The sequence below is a fragment of the Pseudomonas sp. NPDC087342 genome, assembly GCF_044744265.1.
In the GTDB taxonomy this organism is placed as follows: Bacteria; Pseudomonadota; Gammaproteobacteria; order Pseudomonadales; family Pseudomonadaceae; genus Aquipseudomonas; species Aquipseudomonas nunensis.
This window is the reverse complement of sequence record NZ_JBIUXZ010000007.1, coordinates 1-18,715: the sequence shown is the minus strand read 5'-3', so window position 1 is coordinate 18,715 and position 18,715 is coordinate 1. Positions and strand designations below refer to the sequence as shown.

The 18,715-nt window shown below is 59.6% G+C and carries 11 protein-coding genes; 5 read left to right on the top strand and 6 right to left on the bottom strand.

Annotated elements, in window-relative coordinates; genetic code table 11:
• Nucleotide 1: 1 nt before the first annotated feature.
• The 3 genes from ACIOYV_RS16635 (at nucleotide 2) to pbpC (ending at nucleotide 9,152) form a co-directional block, all read left to right on the top strand.
• Nucleotides 2-934 carry a phosphatidate cytidylyltransferase gene (locus tag ACIOYV_RS16635; protein ID WP_054048174.1) on the top strand — a complete coding sequence of 311 codons (933 nt, stop codon included), beginning with the start codon at nucleotides 2-4 and terminating at the stop codon, nucleotides 932-934.
• Nucleotides 935-1,011: 77 nt separating this feature from the next.
• The gene (locus tag ACIOYV_RS16630) at nucleotides 1,012-6,837 is read left to right on the top strand and encodes an alpha-2-macroglobulin family protein (protein WP_401325256.1); all 5,826 of its coding nucleotides are present in this window, start codon (nucleotides 1,012-1,014) and stop codon (nucleotides 6,835-6,837) included.
• Between the two features lie 8 nt (nucleotides 6,838-6,845).
• Nucleotides 6,846-9,152: a penicillin-binding protein 1C gene (gene pbpC, locus ACIOYV_RS16625; protein ID WP_401325254.1), complete on the top strand. Its 2,307-nt coding sequence runs from the start codon at nucleotides 6,846-6,848 to the stop codon at nucleotides 9,150-9,152.
• A gap of 193 nt (nucleotides 9,153-9,345) precedes the next feature.
• Here pbpC and ACIOYV_RS16620 read toward each other — a convergent pair whose 3' ends face one another.
• Both ACIOYV_RS16620 and ACIOYV_RS16615 read right to left on the bottom strand, forming a co-directional pair.
• Complete coding sequence (locus tag ACIOYV_RS16620; RefSeq protein ID WP_401325252.1) at nucleotides 9,346-10,329, bottom strand: alpha/beta fold hydrolase; 984 nt, start codon at nucleotides 10,327-10,329, stop codon at nucleotides 9,346-9,348.
• Nucleotides 10,330-10,368: 39 nt separating this feature from the next.
• The gene (locus ACIOYV_RS16615) at nucleotides 10,369-11,583 is read right to left on the bottom strand and encodes an MFS transporter (RefSeq protein WP_401325250.1); all 1,215 of its coding nucleotides are present in this window, start codon (nucleotides 11,581-11,583) and stop codon (nucleotides 10,369-10,371) included.
• Between the two features lie 118 nt (nucleotides 11,584-11,701).
• On the opposite strand from ACIOYV_RS16615, the gene ACIOYV_RS16610 reads away from it, so the two are divergent.
• The gene (locus tag ACIOYV_RS16610) at nucleotides 11,702-12,286 is read left to right on the top strand and encodes a TetR/AcrR family transcriptional regulator (protein WP_401325247.1); all 585 of its coding nucleotides are present in this window, start codon (nucleotides 11,702-11,704) and stop codon (nucleotides 12,284-12,286) included.
• A gap of 236 nt (nucleotides 12,287-12,522) precedes the next feature.
• On the opposite strand, the gene glmS is transcribed toward ACIOYV_RS16610, so the two are convergent.
• Together glmS and ACIOYV_RS16600 are read right to left on the bottom strand one after the other, a co-directional pair.
• Nucleotides 12,523-14,358 carry a glutamine--fructose-6-phosphate transaminase (isomerizing) gene (gene glmS / locus ACIOYV_RS16605; RefSeq protein ID WP_401325245.1) on the bottom strand — a complete coding sequence of 612 codons (1,836 nt, stop codon included), beginning with the start codon at nucleotides 14,356-14,358 and terminating at the stop codon, nucleotides 12,523-12,525.
• Between the two features lies 1 nt (nucleotide 14,359).
• Nucleotides 14,360-15,136, bottom strand: coding sequence for a DeoR/GlpR family DNA-binding transcription regulator (locus ACIOYV_RS16600; RefSeq protein WP_401325242.1), 777 nt, complete (start codon nucleotides 15,134-15,136; stop codon nucleotides 14,360-14,362).
• Nucleotides 15,137-15,399: 263 nt separating this feature from the next.
• Here ACIOYV_RS16600 and ACIOYV_RS16595 point away from each other — a divergent pair, with 263 nt between their 5' ends.
• Nucleotides 15,400-16,536: a phytoene/squalene synthase family protein gene (locus tag ACIOYV_RS16595; RefSeq protein ID WP_401325239.1), complete on the top strand. Its 1,137-nt coding sequence runs from the start codon at nucleotides 15,400-15,402 to the stop codon at nucleotides 16,534-16,536.
• A gap of 132 nt (nucleotides 16,537-16,668) precedes the next feature.
• Here the strand turns inward: ACIOYV_RS16595 and glmU are convergent, their stop codons facing one another.
• Nucleotides 16,669-18,036 carry a bifunctional UDP-N-acetylglucosamine diphosphorylase/glucosamine-1-phosphate N-acetyltransferase GlmU gene (gene glmU / locus ACIOYV_RS16590; protein ID WP_401325236.1) on the bottom strand — a complete coding sequence of 456 codons (1,368 nt, stop codon included), beginning with the start codon at nucleotides 18,034-18,036 and terminating at the stop codon, nucleotides 16,669-16,671.
• A gap of 117 nt (nucleotides 18,037-18,153) precedes the next feature.
• On the bottom strand, nucleotides 18,154-18,579 hold the full coding sequence (locus ACIOYV_RS16585; protein WP_054048166.1) for a F0F1 ATP synthase subunit epsilon: 426 nt from the start codon (nucleotides 18,577-18,579) through the stop codon (nucleotides 18,154-18,156).
• Between the last annotated feature and the right edge of the window lie 136 nt (nucleotides 18,580-18,715).

The following is an 18,715-nucleotide window of genomic DNA, read 5'->3' as shown; positions in this document are numbered from 1 at the left end:
CATGGATCGACAAACCCTGATGCTGTTCGGCGGGATCGGCATGATTCTGGTGCTGGCCTCGCTGATTGGCCTGATTCTCAAACTGCGCACCCGCGGCACGCCGAATGCGGTTGTGGATAACCTCAACGCTCGCATCAACGCCTGGTGGGTGATGGTGCTGGTGATCGGCATTGCCTTCTGGCTGGGCACCGGCGCGGTGATCCTGCTGTTTTACGCAGTGTCTTTCTATGCCCTGCGCGAATTTCTCACCCTCACGCCGACCCGGCGCAGCGACTATCCCGCGCTGGTAGCAGCGTTTTACTTGGCGCTGCCGCTGCAATACCTGCTGATCTATTTCGATTGGTACGGGCTGTTTTCGATCTTTATCCCGGTGTACGTGTTCTTGCTCCTGCCGATTCTTGCCTCGCTCGGCGGCGACAGCACGCACTTCCTCGAACGCGCCTCGAAAGTCCAGTGGGGCTTGATGATCGCAGTGTTCTGCGTGTCGTTCGTACCTGCCCTGCTAACCCTCGACATCGTCGGCTATGAAGGTCGCAACCTGCTGCTGATCGCCTACTTGGTGATCGTCGTCCAGCTGTCGGACGTGCTGCAGTACGTGTGCGGCAAGCTGTTCGGCAAACACAAAATCGCCCCCAACCTATCGCCGTCAAAAACCGTCGAAGGTTTTGTTGGCGGTGTGCTGCTGTCGTCGCTGATCGGCGCAGCCTTGTGGTGGACCACGCCGTTCAACCCGTGGCAGTCGTTCTTGATCGCGCTGCTGATCAACCTGCTGGGTTTTGCCGGCGGCATTGTGATGTCGGCGATCAAACGTGATCGCGGCGTGAAGGATTGGGGGCACATGATCGAAGGGCATGGCGGGATGCTGGATCGTCTGGATTCAGTGTGCTTTGCAGCGCCGATTTTCTTTCATTTGGTTCGCTACTGGTGGACTTGAAAGCCTTGAGATAAAAGCCTCGCAACACTTTGGAGGTTCGCGTGTAGGATATGCGCACTTTGCCAAGGATGCGCATCATGTTCGACTCGTTCAAAAAAACCAGCCGCCGTTTTTTCGGTGTTTTTTTAACAGTCATGGGTGCGCTTTTCAGCCTCTTGGGCTGGCTGCTTAAATCGCTCTTTGGCCAATGGCAGCCGCCCGCCTGGCTGCCGGCCCTTGGCAAACGCCTGGTAGCGCTGGGGCACAAGGCCCGGCCCTATCCAAAGCAGATTGCCGGCGCCGGGCTGGGCCTGGCGCTGCTGGTGGCCGCAGGGTTTTATGGCTGGCATTGGTATTCCAACCTGCCGCAACCGCACACCGTGACCTATTCGGTGCACTCGCCGAACCTGACGGTCTACACCGAAACACCGCCCACCATCGATCACCTGCAAATCCGCTTCAATGAATCCGTGGCGCCGTTGCAGGACATCGGTAAACCGGTCACCAAGGGCATCACCCTCAAACCCGCCGTCAAAGGTAACTGGCGCTGGGCCGATGATCGCAACCTGGTGTTCGTGCCGGATCAGGACTGGCCGATCAACGCCGAGTACAGCCTCGACCTCGCGAAGAAAAACCTGCTGGCCGATGGCGTGCTGCTGAACCAATACAGTAGCAAGGTGACCACCTCATCCTTTAGCGGCCGCCTGACCCAAAGCGAGCTGTATCAAGATCCGGTCAACCCGACGCTGAAACAGCACGTCGCGACCTTTCGCTTCACCCACCCGGTGGACGAAGAAAGCTTGCGTAAACGCGTGACAGTCACCCTCGGTAAAGGCTTGGCTTATCGCGATGCCCAGGCCCCGAACAAGCCTGAGATCAGCTTCGACGAACACAAACTCAACGCCTACATCCGCTCCGCCGCCCTCGCGACACCGCTGGAAAGCGTTTCAGTGATGATCAAGCTCGATGAAGGCATCAAGGCCCGGGACGGCGGTAACGTCAGCCCTGCACCGCTAATCACTGAAGTCGTCGTGCCGGGTCGCTATCGCCTGACCTTCGGCAATGCCGAGGTTCTGTTCGTCGACAACGACCGTGGCGAGCCTGAACCCGTGATCATGTTCAGCAGCTCCAGCGCCGTGGCCGACGAAATGCTGGCCGGCAAGGTGCAAGCCTGGCTGCTGCCGGAAAAACCCGCCGACGATCAGACGCCCTGGTACACCAAAGATATCGACGAAAAACTGCTGGCCCGCAGCACCAAGGTCACGCTGACCCACGTGCCGAGCATCGAGCCACTCAACACCCAGCACGCCTTCAAGTTCAAGGCGCCGGCGGGTCGTGCGTTGTACGTGCGCGTCCCGGCCAACCTCGAAGCCATCGGCGGTTATCTGGCGAAGAATCCGACGGCGTCCCTGGTAAGCATGCCGGCCTACCCGCGCACGTTGCAGTTCATGTCCGACGGCGCACTGCTGAGCCTCAACGGCGAGAAACGCCTGGGCTTCATGGCCCGTGGCGTGCCCGGCGCCCATGTGGAAATCGCCCGTTTGCTACCCAACCAGTTGCAACACCTGGTGGACCAGAGCAGCGGCAGCTTCGCCCGACCCAATTTCAGCAATGACTATTTCGACCGGATGGTCGAACGCATGTCCCTGGACATTCCGCTGAACGCCGCAGACCCGTCGAAGACCGTTTACGACAACGTCGACCTCAGCCGCTATCTAAATGCCAATGGCGGGCGCCGGGGTATTTTCGTGCTCAAGTTGAGTTCGCAGGACGAGCCGTCCGAACGAACTTTCGACCGCTATTCACGCAACACCACCGACGACCTGCGCTTCATTGTGGTGACCGACCTGGGGATCATCGCCAAACGCTCCAGCGACGGCAGCCATGACGTCTACGTGCAATCCATCGGCAATGGCTCGCCCGTGACTGAGGCCCAGGTCGACATCATTGGCCGCAACGGCTTGCCCGTGAGCAGCGGCAGAACCGACGCCGACGGCCATGTGCACTTCGCCAAACTCGATGAATTACGCCGTGAGAAAACCCCACTGATGTACGTGGTGACCCGCGGCAACGACCAGTCTTTCCTGCCGATTGCCCGCCAGTCCCAGCAACTGGACCTGTCACGTTTCGACGTCGGCGGCCTGGAAGAAGACGGCGCCACCGAGCGCTTGAGCGCCTACCTGTTTACCGACCGTGGCCTCTATCGCCCCGGCGAAACGGCTCACCTGGGCATGATCGTGCGCAGCGGCAACTGGAAAGGAGGTTTGCAAGGCCTGCCGGTGGAGCTGAAAATCCTCGACCCACGGGGCATGGAAGTCATTCGCCAGCCCCTCAAACTGTCGGCCTCAGGTTTTGAAAGCTTTGATTTCGCCAGCAGCGAAGTCGCGCCAGCGGGAGATTACACCGCGACTCTGCAACTGATCGGTGAGAAGCAGTCGCGCACCGACCTGGGCAGCGTCAGCTTCAAGGTTCGCGACTTCGAGCCGGACCGCATGAAGGTCAGCCTGACCCTGCATGACACCCCGGTTGTCGGCTGGATTCCGCCCGACCAAGTGGTGGCCAAGGTCACCGCCCTGCACCTGTTCGGTGCCCCGGCGGCGGGTCGCCGTGTGACAGCAAAAATGTCCCTGAACCCCACGGCGGCGGCGTTTGATCGTTACCCCGATTATCGATTCCACCTGCGCGACGCCCTGGAAGAAGCCAGTTCCGAGGACTTGGCGGAGGCAGAGGCCGACGACAACGGCCAGGCAGTGCTCGACCTCGACCTGCAACGCTTTGCCAACAGCACCTATCGCCTGCAAGTCATGACCCAGGTCTATGAAGCCGAAGGCGGCCGCAACGTCGCGGCCCAAAGCAGTCTGCTGGTGTCCTCCGCGCCTTATCTGGTGGGCGTGAGAAGCCAGGATGCCCTCGGCTACGTCGCCAAGGACACCCTGCGCCAAGTGCAATGGCTGGCCATCGCGCCGGACCTCTCGCCACGGGCAGTGGATGGTCTGAGCACCGAATTGGTGGAACACCGTTATGTCTCGGTGTTGATCAAACAAGCCAACGGCACCTACAAATACGAGTCGCGGGTCAAGAACATCAGCCAACCTGCCGCGCCCCTGGCCTTGGGCAAGGGCGGCGCCCAACAGACGCTTAACACCGCCACCCCCGGCGATTACACCCTGCAATTGAAGGACCCCAACGGCAACGTCCTCAACGCCATCGACTACAGCGTCGCCGGGCGCGCCAACACCTCGCGTTCCCTGGAGCGCAACGCCGAACTGCAATTGCGCCTGGACAAGCGCAGCTATGCCACTGGCGAAGAGATTGCGATCAGCATTCGCGCGCCTTACACCGGCGCCGGTTTGATCACCATCGAGCGTGACAAGGTCTACACCCAGCAATGGTTCAAGGCCGACAGCACCAACAGCGTGCAGCACATCCGTGTGCCCGCCGGGATTGAAGGCAACGCCTACATCAACGTGCAGTTCGTGCGGGACATCGGTTCGTCCGAGGTTTATATGAGCCCTCTGTCCTACGGTGTGGTGCCGTTCAGCATCAACCTCGATGCACGGCGCATGGCGCTGAAGGTCGAAGGCCCGGCGAAAATCGAGCCGGGGCAAGTGCTGGATATCAAAGTCACGGCTGACCGACCTTCCCGGGCCGTGGTCTACGCGGTGGACGAAGGCATCCTGCAAGTCGCGCGCTACAAGGCGCCGGACCCGCTGAGTCACTTCTTCCAGAAACGCGCGCTGGAGGTCGGCACCAGTCAGATTCTCGACCTGATCCTGCCGGAATTCAGCCGCTTGCTCAGTGGCGCAGCGCCGGGCGGCGATACCGAAAACGCCTTGGCTTCGCACCTCAACCCGTTCAAGCGCAAACACCAGCCACCCGTGGCCTGGTGGTCAGGGTTGGTCGACCTGCCGGCCGGGGAAACCGTTCTGCATTACCAGGTGCCGGACAGCTTCAACGGCAAGCTGCATCTGTTTACCGTTGCAGTGGATGCCGACAGCGTCGGCGTCAGTGAAGCCACTACCGATGTGCGCGGGCCACTGGTGATCACGCCGAACGTGCCAGCGTTTGTTGCGCCCGGCGATGTGTTCAGCGTCAGCGCCGGCGTGTTCAGCAACCTCGACACGGCGGCCAAGGTGAAATTCGAGCTGCAAACCAGCAGCGGGCTGAAAGTCGAAGGCGCTCAGAACAACACCCTGGAGCTGCAACCGCGCAAGGAAGGCGTGGCGGAGTTCCGCATCAAGGTCCTGGAAAACCTCGGCTCGGCGGATCTGCGCTTTATCGCGGTGCTGCCGGATGGCAAACGTATCCAGGTCGCGGAAACCACCTCGATCCGGCCGTTGAGCGAGCACCGGGTGGCCCTCAGCCTCGGCCGTTTCGACAGCGCCAGCAAAGAGCTGAAACTCACCCGCGACCTGTTCCCGCAACTGCGCAATGTGCAAGTGGGGGTCGCCGCCTCGCCGCTGGTCTGGGCCAATGGCCTCAAGCATTACCTGGATGACTACGGTTACGCCTGCACCGAGCAGTTGGTGTCCAAGGCGATGCCGGCGTTGATCTGGGGCGGCACGGTACCCGAAGCGGAACAAGCTTTTGCCGGCGCAGTTCGGATGCTCCGTCAGCGGCAAAATCAGGCCGGCGGCTTTGGCCTGTGGGCGGCCAGCCCGGACGTCGCGCCATACGCCAGCCTGTACGCCACCGACTTCCTGATCGAAGCCAAGGAGCGTGGCTTGCCGGTACCGGAAGATCTGCTGGTGCGCGCCAACGCCTACCTCACCGACCTGGCCAACGGCCCGAGCGAAGGCCGGTCGGAGTTGCGTAACCGTGCGTACGCCAGTTACTTGCTGAGCCGCCAGGGGATTCTGGTCAGTGGCGCCTTGAGCGATATACGCGAGCGTTACCAAACCTACTTCAAGGACACCTGGAAAAACGATTTGGGCGCCGCATACCTCGCCGCCAGCTACAAATTGCTCAAGCAGGACAGTCAGGCCGATGCGCTGTTCCGCAAGATCCCGTGGCGCACCATCGCCGACGGCTGGGAAAGCGACGGTTTGTATTACGACCCGTTGGTCCACGACGCCGAGCACCTGCATTTGCTCAGCCGCCATTTCCCGGAGTTGCTCGACGATGTACCGGTGAACCTGCTGGATAAACTCGGCAAGCGTCTCAACGAGCAGCGTTACAACTCGCTGTCCGCCGCGCTGTTGTTGCGAGGCCTGGACAACTACGGCCAGCGCGCGCAAAGCGATATGACCCTCAAGGCCTCGGCCTGGTTGGGTGAGAAGCAGCAACAACTGTTGGAAATGGCGGGTCAGCCGCCTCGCGCTGCCGTACCGGTCGGCACGAAAAAACTGCTGATGGAAAAAACCGACGGCCCGGCCGCGTTCTACATGTTCAGCGAGGCCGGGTTTGATCGCGGCACCCTCAAGCCAATCAACAATGGCCTGGAGATCATCCACGAATACCTCGATCTGGACGGCAAAGCAGTCAGCAAAGTGAGTGTCGGCGATGAATTCCTGGTGCGCCTGCGCCTGCGCGCCACCGACCGTGATCAAGTCCAGCAAGTGGCGATCGTCGATTTGCTGCCGGGTGGGGTCGAGCCGGTGTATCGCCTCCCACCGGAGCCGAAAGCCGCCAGCGAGGAAGACGAGGAGTCGCAATACGCCGAAGACAGCGAAGAAACCGAAGCCTGGCAACCTCCTGTCGGTGAAAGCGCGTTGAGTGACTGGCATCCGGACTACATCGACGTGCGCGATGATCGCGTGGTGTTCTACGGTACGGCACGACGCGATGTCGGCACCTTCGTCTATCGTGTGCGCGCCACCAATGCCGGGACCTTCAACACGCCACCGGCCTACGCCGAAGGTATGTACGAGACCACCCTGCAAGGCCGTGGCAAAGTCGGTCAGCTTGAAATCGTCAAACCTTGAGCAACCCGGTGCGACGATTCAAACCCCTGCTGGCGATTGGATTAGCGGTGGGGGTGGTTTTGCTGGGGCTAAGAGTGTGGCCCCATGCACCGCTGGCCGAAGCGACGTCTTCATCGCGCCAAGTGCTGGCGGACGACGGATCGCTGCTGCGCATGACCCTGGCCGCCGACGGCCAGTATCGACTCTGGCTGCCACTGGAGCGCATCTCGCCGTCGTTGGTCGAGGCGCTGCTGCTCAAGGAAGACCGCAACTTCTACTGGCATCCGGGGATCAATCCCCCGGCGCTGCTGCGCGCGGCCACCGCCACTTACAGCGGGGGCCAGCGTCAGGGCGGTTCGACGTTGAGCATGCAACTGGCGCGACGCCTGTGGGACCTCAACACCCGGCAGATCCCCGGCAAGCTGCAACAAATGGCCCTGGCCTTATGGCTGGAGACGCGTTACAGCAAACACGAGATTCTGGAGGCCTACCTCAATCTGGCACCGATGGGCGGCAACATCGAAGGCGCCGAAGCGGCCAGCCGGATTTACTTCGGCAAAGCGGCGGCGCAGTTGTCGTTGTCCGAAGCCTTGGCGCTGGCAGTGATTCCCCAGCAACCGGGACGCCGCGCCAGTTTCGGGCCATCGCTGCAGAACGCGCGCTTGCGATTGATGGCGGATTGGCGCGCGGCCTATCCGGACGATCCACGCAACAGCAGTTTGCTGGAGCTGCCGCTGGAGGCGCGCAACCGTTCGCAGATTCCATTTCTGGCGCCCCACCTGAGCGAACAGTTGCTGGCCTCCCAGACTGGCAACGAGCTCAACAGCACGCTTAATGTGCCCTTGCAGCAGTTGCTGGAGCGTTTGATCACAGGTTTTATCGCCGAGCGCAAAAGCACCGGCGTCGAAAACGCCACGGCAATCCTGGTGGACAGCCGCGATCAGAGCGTCAAGGCACTGGTCGGCTCGGCGGATTACTTATCCACAGCCCTGCATGGACAGGTCAACGGCATACTGGCGCGGCGCTCTCCCGGCTCGACCCTCAAGCCGTTTCTCTATGGATTGGCGCTGGACCAGGGACTGATCCACCCGATGAGCATCCTCAAGGACATGCCGAGTAGCTTCGGTTACTTCCAGCCGGAAAATTTCGACGGCAGTTTTGTCGGCCCATTGACCGCGCGCGATGCGTTGATTCGCAGCCGCAACATTCCAGCGGTTTGGCTGGCCGGCCAAGTCAAATCCCCATCGTTGTATGGTTTTTTGCAACAGGCCGGGATCAAAGGGCTGCGCGGAGAAAGTCATTACGGTCTGGCTTTGGCCCTGGGCGGCGGCGAGATGACCCCCGAGGAGCTGGCGCGCTTGTACCTGATGCTGGCCGGCGACGGCCATTTGCGGCCGCTGCGTTATCTGAACGAACAACCCCAGAGCAGCGGGGCTGCGTTGCTGACACCGCAATCCGCGTTCATGGTGCGTGACATGCTCAGGCGCAACCCGCGCCCCGACGGCTTACCCGCCGACAGTCGCGGCCGTCACTGGCGTACCGCGTGGAAAACCGGCACGTCATGGGGGTTCCATGATGCCTGGAGCGCGGGCATCGTCGGGCCGTACGTGTTGGTGGTGTGGGTCGGCAACTTCGACGGCCGTCCCAACCCGGCGTTCATTGGCGCGAAAACCGCAGCGCCGCTGTTCTTTCGTATCGCCGATGCCCTGCCCTTGGCGTTGCCCATGGTGGCGGATCGCGTCGACAAACCGCCTGTCGGGCTGACACGAATCGACATCTGCGCCGCGTCCGGTGAGTTGCCCAACCGCTGGTGCCCGTCGACCCGCAAAACCTGGTACATCCCCGGCGTCTCACCGATCCGCGTGTCCAACCTGCACCGCCCGGTGCTGATCGACACCCGCACCGGCAAAGCCGCCTGCGCGCCATTTGATCCGCAGTACACCCGCGAAGAAGTCTTCGAGTTCTGGCCCAGCGACGTGCAACGCCTATACCGCGCCGCCGGCCTGCCCCGGCGCGCACCGCCCAACGTGGTCAAAAACTGCCAACCCAACGCCGTCAGCGATCAGAGTGAGGCGCCACAAATCAGGTCGCCCCTCACCCAAGTCAGCTATCAGCTGCGTCTTTCCCAGCCACAGGACAGCATCTCCCTGAGCGCAAATGCGGCCAGTGATGCGTTAAATCTCTATTGGTTTGCCGATCAGACGCTGATCGGCCAAGGCCCGCCGCAGACTGCGCTGAATTGGCGACCGGGCAAGTCCGGGATGTATCAATTGCGCGTCACTGATGATCAGGGTCGCAGTGCGAGCAGAGGGCTGCGGGTGGAGTTTGTGCCCTGAGCGGCTGTGTTTAACAGCCGTCATCAGGCACTCCGCAGCGACCTCTATAAGTGGATTCAGAGAATTAAAACTGTCGCAGCCAGGAACGACAAGGCTTTGAGCTACGTTTACCAACACCGCCGACGGGACATGAATCATCAACGAGGAGTACAGGCCCACTTAGGCCCTGTTGATACCGCCGCTACTTACTCCCTCATGGCCGCGCCAGGAACGACTTGATCAAAGGGTTCAGCGCTGGCGCGCATTCCTCTGGAATCCAGTGGCCACAGCCGGGTAACACATGCGCTTCAACGTTGGCAGCGTACCGGCGGATGTTCTCCGGCTGCTGGGCGCCGAATCCGCCATTACCGCCACCACCAACGGCAAGAACGGGCATCGTTACCTTGGTTTTCGCCAGTTCCTGGTTCTGCACAATCGACCGAGGTAGCGCTCGGTAGTATTCAAACGCGCTGTGGAAGGTCTGGGCCTTCGAGTATGAGCGTACATAACTGTCTACCAGGTCATCCGTGAACACCTCTTGATTGCTTGCATGGTGACGGATGAAATGTGTGAGGAACAACCTCTCGTTCCCTTTAACCATCGCGTCAGCCAGTTGATCGGAGGCCGCGAAGAAACTGTGGTGCCAGCCCGGGGCCTCTCCGGTCGAGACAAACGCTGGGAGCGAGTAAAGCGTGTCGTCAGGAATTGTCGCCTCGAGGAAGGCCGCCTTAACAATATCCGTCGGATAACGCGCGACCATCGGATAGCTGTTCCAGATGCCTATATCGTGGGCAACAAGGTAGAAGGGCTTGTCATGACTCAAACGTTTGGCGAGTTTGTGGAGATACTCTGAGATGTCCACTCCGGTGTAAGACGTTTGCGGAGGATCTGACAGCCCAAGACCAGGCAGATCGACTGCTACGACGGTATAGTGCTCCGCAAGCTGCGGCATCAGGTGATTCCACTCATACCATGTTTGTCCAAATCCGTGGACAAGCAGGACGAGCGGGCCTTTACCCCCGCGCACAAAATGTAAATTCACTCCGTCAACCTTTTCGTATCCTCCGGTAAACCCGTCGGGGATCGGAAACTCCTCCTGTGCGACAGCTTTGATTGGGTGCGGTGCAGCCTGAATCGGCGCAACGACAGTGACAAATGCCGACAGGGCAAATGCAAGCGCGATCGCATTCTTCTTCATACGTTTTTTGCCTTCTGTTGGACTATAAATCTGGACAGGTCAACGGCGTGCCTGAGCGCGATGACCAGGGGGAAAGGCGAAATGACGTGCCAACAGGGCGATCACGAAGGCGAGCAATGCGAGTGCAGATACAGCGGGCGGCAGCATTGGAGTCCCCCCGTTCGTGAGCAACAATCCGCCGAGCGCTCCACCGGCTGCGATCGCAGAATTCCACGCAGTTGTCACCATTGCCTGCGCCAAGTCCACGCCATCGCCGGCCGCGTCTGCCGACGCCGTCTGCATCATCGCCCCAGCCCCACCGAAGCCCAGGCCCCAGATAACGGAAGCGGCGTAGACAACGGTGCTTTGTTCTCCTGCAATACTCAGGAGGGCTGCAATTAGAGCGAACGAGCCGATCGCTAGAAGTGTCATTCGGCGGAGCATGCGATCTACCAGGCGACCGACGATCCAAATGCCGAGCAGCGAACTAATTCCGAATGCAAGCAAGACGAGATCTATGCGCGAATGAGCAGCTGTTGCGAAGGGCGCAATGTAGGTGTAGAGAATGTTGTGAGCTGTCATCCAGGTCAGGATGACGAGCAGGATCGGTATGATGCCCTTCGTACCAATGACGCTAAGTATCGAGGGGCGATTGTCGCCAGTGCGACCCGCAGCGTCGGGTACTTTCGCGATGATCCACGCGAGCAACATGACACCCAACGCTGTAAGGGTTAAAAACGATCCGCGCCATCCTACCAAGCCCCCCAAGAACGTCCCCATAGGAACACCCAGCGCCAGCGCCAATGGGACCCCAACCATGGCTACCGCCATGGCGGGTCCAGTCTGATCCGGACGCACGATGCTGCGCGCATAGCCAGCGAGCATTCCCCATGCGAGCCCCGCTGCACATCCAGCGATAAAGCGCGCAATCAACACCACGCCAATAGATTCGGACAGCGCTGTCAACGTATTGCCGATCACAAAGCAGATGATCGCGGCGAGCAGCACCGGTCTTCGACGAAAGCCTTGCGTCAAACTCGTGAGTGGGATCGCTGCCAACAGCGATCCAATCGCGTAGACAACAACAAGCTGCCCTGCGATAGCTTCAGAGACCCGGAGGCCGGTGGCTATCTGTGGCAACAGACCTGCGGGGAGCGTCTCGGTGACGATGCAGAGGAAGCCACTGGCTGCGAGACCGGACAATGCCGCGACGGGCAGGGCCGAGCTTTTATTGGCTGTCCTTTCGATCGGGATTAGTGATGGGGGCTGTTTCATGATCCGCCTTTAAATCTGGTGGAATCCCCCGCCTGAAGCCTTGGCTATGGAGGAAGTGGTTATTTACGTTATTAACCACTATATTAATGCGAGCCATCAGAAGTAAAGGGTTTTTGTAATGGACACTAACGTAATTAAGCGATCCCGTGGCCGGCCGCGCGAGTTCGAGCTCGACGCGGCGATCCAAGTCGGACAGCATCTGTTTCACCAGTACGGCTACGAAAATGTGAGCGTCGCCAAGCTGACTGAGGCAATCGGGATCACTGCGCCCAGCTTCTATACTGCGTTCGGCAGCAAATCAGCTTTTTTCAAGGGCGCGTTGAAACACTACTCCGCCACCGTAGTGCCGCTGGATCGCTTCTTGATCCCCGGCCAATCGCCCAGGATTGCCCTGGGCGACATGCTTGTGGCTGCCGCGCTTGCTTACGCCGCCCATCCTGATCGGCGGGGCTGCTTCATTCTCGAACATGCCAAGGCTGGGACAACGGAATGGGGCACCGCAGCTACACAGATTGCGGGCGAAAACCGTGACCGGGTGTTGAGTTTTCTCAAAGCGAGCGACGTCTCGGAGCCAAAGCGGATCGTGGACTATGTCGCCGTAACGATGCTCGGTCTGTCGGCGGCGGCACGGGAGGGATGGGAGGAAGAGAGGCTGATTGGGGCGGCGAAAGACTCAGCAGCAGGATTGGACCATTTGATGTAGGCCAGTAACGTCTCGCCCGAGCTATCAGTCATGAACTGAGGACAGTTTGATACTCGAAATTCTCAGGTTCGAGCCGTCGATGAAGGAAGCGCATGACTGACTCTGTCAGCCAAAACGCTGGACAGGCATGTGCCCTGGAGCGTCAAAACTGTCGCAGGAGACCGTCGTGATGGCCTCACCAGGTCCTGCAACAGTTTTAATTCTTTAAAACCACTTCTGCATCAGTTGTGGATAACTTATTCCACAGTCACCGACTTCGCCAGATTCCGCGGCTGGTCAACGTCTGTACCCTTCAACACCGCCACGTAGTACGACAGCAACTGCAGCGGGATGGTGTAGAGGATTGGCGACAGGATGTCGTGGATGCTCAGCATTTGCACGACGTGGGTGCCTTCGCCATTGGTCATGCCGGCTTTCTGGTCAGCAAAGACGATCAGCTCACCGCCACGGGCGCGGACTTCCTGGAGGTTGGATTTCAACTTCTCCAGCAGTTCGTTGTTCGGCGCCACGGTGACCACTGGCATGTCGTTATCCACAAGCGCCAACGGACCGTGTTTCAGCTCACCGGCCGGGTAGGCTTCGGCGTGGATGTAGGAGATCTCTTTGAGTTTCAAAGCCCCTTCCATCGCTACCGGGTATTGCGCGCCGCGACCGAGGAACAAGGTGTGGTTCTTGTCGGCGAACAGTTCGGCGATTTTTTCCACGGTGCTGTCCATCGCCAGCGCTTCGCCCAGACGGGTCGGCAGGCGACGCAGTTCTTCCACCAGCGTGGCTTCGACGCCTGGAGCCAATGTATTGCGCACTTGGCCAAGGGATAGGGTCAGCAGCAACAGGCCGACCAACTGAGTGGTGAAGGCTTTGGTCGAGGCCACGCCGATTTCGCGACCGGCCTGGGTCAGCAGGGTCAGGTCGGATTCACGCACCAGCGAGCTGATGCCGACGTTGCAGATCGCCAGGCTGGCGAGGAAACCCAGCTCCTTTGCGTTGCGCAGGGCGGCCAGGGTGTCGGCGGTTTCGCCGGACTGGGAGATGGTCACGAACAGGGTGTCAGGCTGAACGACGACTTTGCGATAGCGGAATTCGCTGGCGACTTCGACCTGGCACGGGATTCCGGCCAGCTCTTCGAGCCAGTAACGGGCAACCATACCGGCGTGGTAGCTGGTGCCGCAGGCGACGATCTGTACGTTGCGAACCTTGGCGAACAACTCGGGCGCTTCCGGACCGAAGGCCTGCACCAACACTTGTTGCTGGCTTAGACGCCCTTCCAGCGTACGTTGCACGACCGTAGGCTGCTCGTGGATTTCCTTGAGCATGAAGTGGCGGTATTCGCCCTTTTCAGCGGATTCGGCATTGTCGCCGTACTGCACGGCTTCACGCTCGACGGCTTTACCGTCGATGTCCCAGATTTGCACGCTGTCGCGGCGGATCTCGGCGATATCGCCTTCTTCCAGGTACATGAAGCGGTCGGTGACTTGGCGCAGGGCCAGTTGGTCGGAAGCGAGGAAGTTTTCCCCCAGGCCCAGGCCAATCACCAGCGGGCTGCCACTGCGCGCGGCGACCAGACGATCCGGCTGATCGGCACTGATCACCGCCAAGCCGTAAGCACCGTGCAATTCTTTGACGGTCGCCTTGAGGGCCACGGTCAGGTCATGCAGATCCTTGAGTTTATGCGCCAGCAGGTGGGCAATGACTTCGGTATCGGTATCCGAGGTGAACACATAACCCTGAGCCTTCAACTGCTCGCGCAGGGCTTCGTGGTTCTCGATGATGCCATTGTGAACTACGGCCAGGTTTTGCCCGGAGAAATGCGGGTGAGCGTTGCGTTCGCAAGGGGCGCCATGGGTTGCCCAACGGGTATGGGCGATGCCCAGGCGACCGATCAACGGCGCCTCTGCCAGAGCTTGATCCAGCTCGCTGACCTTGCCCGGACGGCGGACGCGATCGAGAATCCCGTCATTAGTGAAGACCGCCACACCGGCGCTGTCGTAGCCACGGTATTCCAGGCGCTTCAGACCTTCGAGCAGGATGGCGGTGATGTTACGTTCTGCGACTGCGCCGACAATTCCACACATGCTATTTCTCCTGACTGACAGCCGCGATGATCAAGTTGATACCGCGAGCCTGAATCTGATCCCGTGCCTCCAGCGGCAGGCGATCATCGGTAATAAGGGTATGGACACTGCTCCAGGGCAGTTCCAGGTTGGGGATCTTGCGGCCGATCTTGTCGGCCTCCACCATCACCACCACTTCCCGGGCGACTTCAGCCATCACACGGCTCAAGCCCAGCAATTCGTTGAAGGTGGTTGTGCCACGCACCAGATCGATGCCATCGGCACCGATGAACAACTGGTCGAAGTCGTAAGAGCGTAGTACCAGCTCGGCGACCTGCCCTTGAAAGGATTCGGAATGAGGGTCCCAGGTGCCGCCGGTCATCAACAGCACGGGTTCGTGCTCCAATTCGCTCAAGGCGTTGGCCACGTGCAGCGAATTGGTCATGACCACCAGGCCGGGTTGCTGGCCGAGTTCCGGGATCATCGCAGCGGTGGTGCTGCCGCTGTCGATGATGATGCGCGCATGCTCACGAATTCGCGTGACGGCGGCGCGAGCGATGGCTTGCTTGTACTTGGAAACCGGTTGGCCAAGATCCGCCACCAGTTCCTGTGGCATGGTGATCGCGCCACCGTACCTGCGCAGCAACAGACCATTGCTCTCAAGGGCTGCCAGATCCTTGCGAATCGTCACTTCCGAGGTTTCGAAACGTTTGGCCAACTCATCCACGCTCACTTCACCCTGCTCATTGAGCAAGACGAGGATGTTGTGGCGACGTTGTGGTGTATTGCGCTTCGACATGGGCTGGTAAGTTTCGATTCGAAAGATAACGTAAGCAATCAAAACCTATTGTCGAAACTTCGTCAAGGGGCTCGCGCGTTATCTGCGGGATCAGTAATAAGCAAAAAACAGGCGGTCGCTACCGCAAGGGGTCAGTTTCAAGCGCAATGCGCGTATAAAAACGACTTCCCGGGGGTACGGGTTGTATTTTCCGATGTGGGCGCTGGCACGTTACTGCAAACTGAGTCATGCCCCGATTTCAGCGCTTGAGGTAGATTTAAGCCATGGACGAATCACTGATACTGGTGAATCACAATAATCAGCAACCAGGCACCGGCCACAAGCTGCCAATCCAAAGTGAAGGGCTGGTTAATCGAACCCCGACCAGTCTCACCATCGATCCTGTCCGCTATCAGGATGAAATCCTCGCGCAAGTATCTCGCACGTTCGCCTTGACCATTACCCAGTTGCCCGCCGAGCTTTACCCGGCAGTCACCAACGCCTACTTACTGTGTCGCATCGCCGATACCATCGAAGACGAACCCGGGCTCACCGCCGGACAAAAACGCTATTACGAAAATCTCTATCTGGATGCCGTATCCGGCCGCGCAGATCCTCAGGCTTTCAGTGACGAGTTGAGCCTGTGCCTGACGGATCAGACCCTTCAGGCGGAACATGATCTGGTCCGGCACCTGCCACAGGTATTGGCCGTAACCCGCACCCTCAAACCCTCTCAGCGAGAGGTCATCCTGCAGTGCCTGAGCGTGATGACCCAAGGCATGAGCGAGTTTCAGGAGAATGCCGGCTTGCAGGGTTTAGCCACACAGCGGGAGCTGGATCGTTATTGCTATTGCGTCGCTGGCATCGTGGGAAAACTGCTGACGGAGTTTTTCATCGATGTTGAACCCAGCCTGTTACCCCAACGAGAAAACTTGCATCGGTTGGCTGTTTCGTTTGGTACAGGTCTGCAATTGACCAATATCCTCAAGGATCAGTGGGACGACCGTCTGCGGGGTGCTTGCTGGCTGCCTCGGGACCTGCTTGCCAAGCAGGGTGTCCATCTCGCGCAGCTAAAGGCGGGGCAAGATGACCCGAACTACACACGGGCGCTGGCGGAACTGATTGGCACTGCTCACTCCCATTTGCAGCAGGCGCTGCAATACGCCCTGCTCATCCCGGCCAGCCATGAGGGCATTCGGCGATTTAATCTGTGGACGATTGGTCTGGCGTTGTTGACGTTGCGTAAGGTTCATAGAAACCCCGCCAGGACGGTCAAGGTTTCGCACGCGCAAGTGGCTTGGGTCATGCGCCTGACGCGTCTGTCCCAGCGGTCGGATATCGGCCTGCGCATGCTGTACAAAATAGCCTCGCGCACACTGCCATTGACCCCGTTGGGAGCCGAATGGCAATCGCCATTCTGACTTTTAGAAAAGGCTGCTGTGGATAACCCATAAAAAAATCGCAGCCTGCGGCAGCTCCTACAATTGATGTGTGTTCACCCTGTAGGAACTGCCGAAGGCTGCGATCTTTTGATCTTATGAGCTGTGGATAACTCAGCTCTTCTTGATCTTAACTGGACGCTTCCAGCCGTCGATGTTCTTCTGCCGCGCGCGGCCTACGGCCAGTTGCGCGTTATCCACATTCTGCGTGATGGTCGAACCCGCCGCCGTGGTTGCGCCCGCCGAGATATCCACAGGCGCCACCAACGAGTTGTTGGAGCCGATGAATACATCTTCGCCCAGTACGGTTTTCCACTTGTTCGCGCCGTCGTAATTGCAGGTGATGGTGCCGGCACCAATGTTGGTCCGCGCACCGATTTCGGCATCGCCCAGATAGGTGAGATGACCCGCCTTGGCACCCTCGCCCATGTGCGCGTTTTTCAGTTCGACGAAGTTACCCACATGCGCACGCGCTTCAAGCACGGTACCTGGACGCAAACGCGCGAACGGACCGGCATCGCTGCCTTCACCGAGGATCGCGCCTTCGATGTGACTGCTGGCCTTGATCACCACGCCTTTGCGCAGGGTGCTGTCCTTGATCACACAGTTCGGACCGATGACCACGTCGTCTTCGATCACCACTTTGCCTTCAAGGATCACGTTGATGTCGATCAGCACATCGCGGCCGACGGTGACTTCACCGCGCACATCGAAGCGTGCCGGATCACGTAGGGTCACGCCTTGGGCCATCAAACGGCGAGCGGCGCGCAGCTGGTAGTGACGCTCGAGTTCCGCAAGTTGCTTACGGTCGTTGGCGCCCTGCACTTCCATGGCATCAACCGGTTGTTCCGTGGCCACCACCAGACCATCGCTGACTGCCATGGCAATCACGTCGGTCAGGTAGTACTCGCCTTGGGCATTGTTGTTGGAGAGCCGGCTCATCCAGTCACCCAGGCGTTCGAACGGCACGGCCAGAATGCCGGTGTTGCCTTCGGTGATCGCGCGCTCGGCTTCGTTGGCGTCTTTCTGCTCGACGATGGCCGTGACCTTGCCGTCGGCATCACGCACGATACGGCCGTAACCAGTCGGGTCTTCCAACTCGACGGTCAGCAGGCCAAGTTGTTGTGGCGCAACCTGCTTGAGCAGGCGTTGCAAGGTTTCGACTTCGATCAGCGGCACGTCACCGTAGAGAATCAGCACAGTATCGGCGGTGATTAAGGGGACGGCCTGGGCCACTGCATGACCGGTACCCAGTTGCTTGTCCTGCAACACGAAATTCAGGTCATCCGCCGCCAGCTGATCCCGCACGGCATCGGCGCCATGGCCAATTACCACGTGAATGCGCTGTGGATCAAGTTGCCGGGCGCTGTGGATAACATGGCCCAGCATCGAGTTGCCGGCAATCGGGTGCAGAACCTTGGGCAGCGCCGAACGCATACGGGTGCCTTGGCCGGCAGCGAGGATAACGATTTCTAGAGACATGACTGGCTACCAATCCTGGGTGGTCAGCAACTGCGACCAGTTTATGAAAGTCGGAAAAGAAAAAAGGGTAGCCGAGGCTACCCTTTTTAATCAATCGCACAACAAGTCGATGACGAATTAACCGCCGTACTTCTTGCGGATCTGCTGGACGGTGCGCAGCTGAGCTGTCGCCTCGGCCAGACGTGCGGCAGCAGAACCGTAATCGAATTCTGCGCCACGTTCATGCAAGGCCTTCTCGGCAGCCTTAACGGCTTCCTGAGCGGAGGCTTCATCCAGGTCGGCAGCACGTTGCACAGTGTCGGCAAGAACCTTGACCATGTTCGGCTGAACCTCGAGGAAACCACCCGAGATGTAAAACACCTCGGTTTCCCCGCCCTGCTTGATCAGGCGGATCGGACCTGGTTTCAGATTAGTGATCAGCGGCGCGTGACCCAGGGCGATACCAAGATCACCCAGTGCACCGTGCGCAATCACCATCTCGACCAGGCCGGAAAAGATTTCCCCTTCCGCGCTGACGATATCGCAATGGACTGTCATAGCCATCTGATTGCCTCAACCTAAATTAGCGCCCGTTGCCGGGCGCCGGGATTACAGTTTCTTGGCTTTCTCGATCGCTTCTTCGATGCCGTCGCACCATCCAGCTTGTAATACACCATGCAAAACGCCACCGGCAGTAACC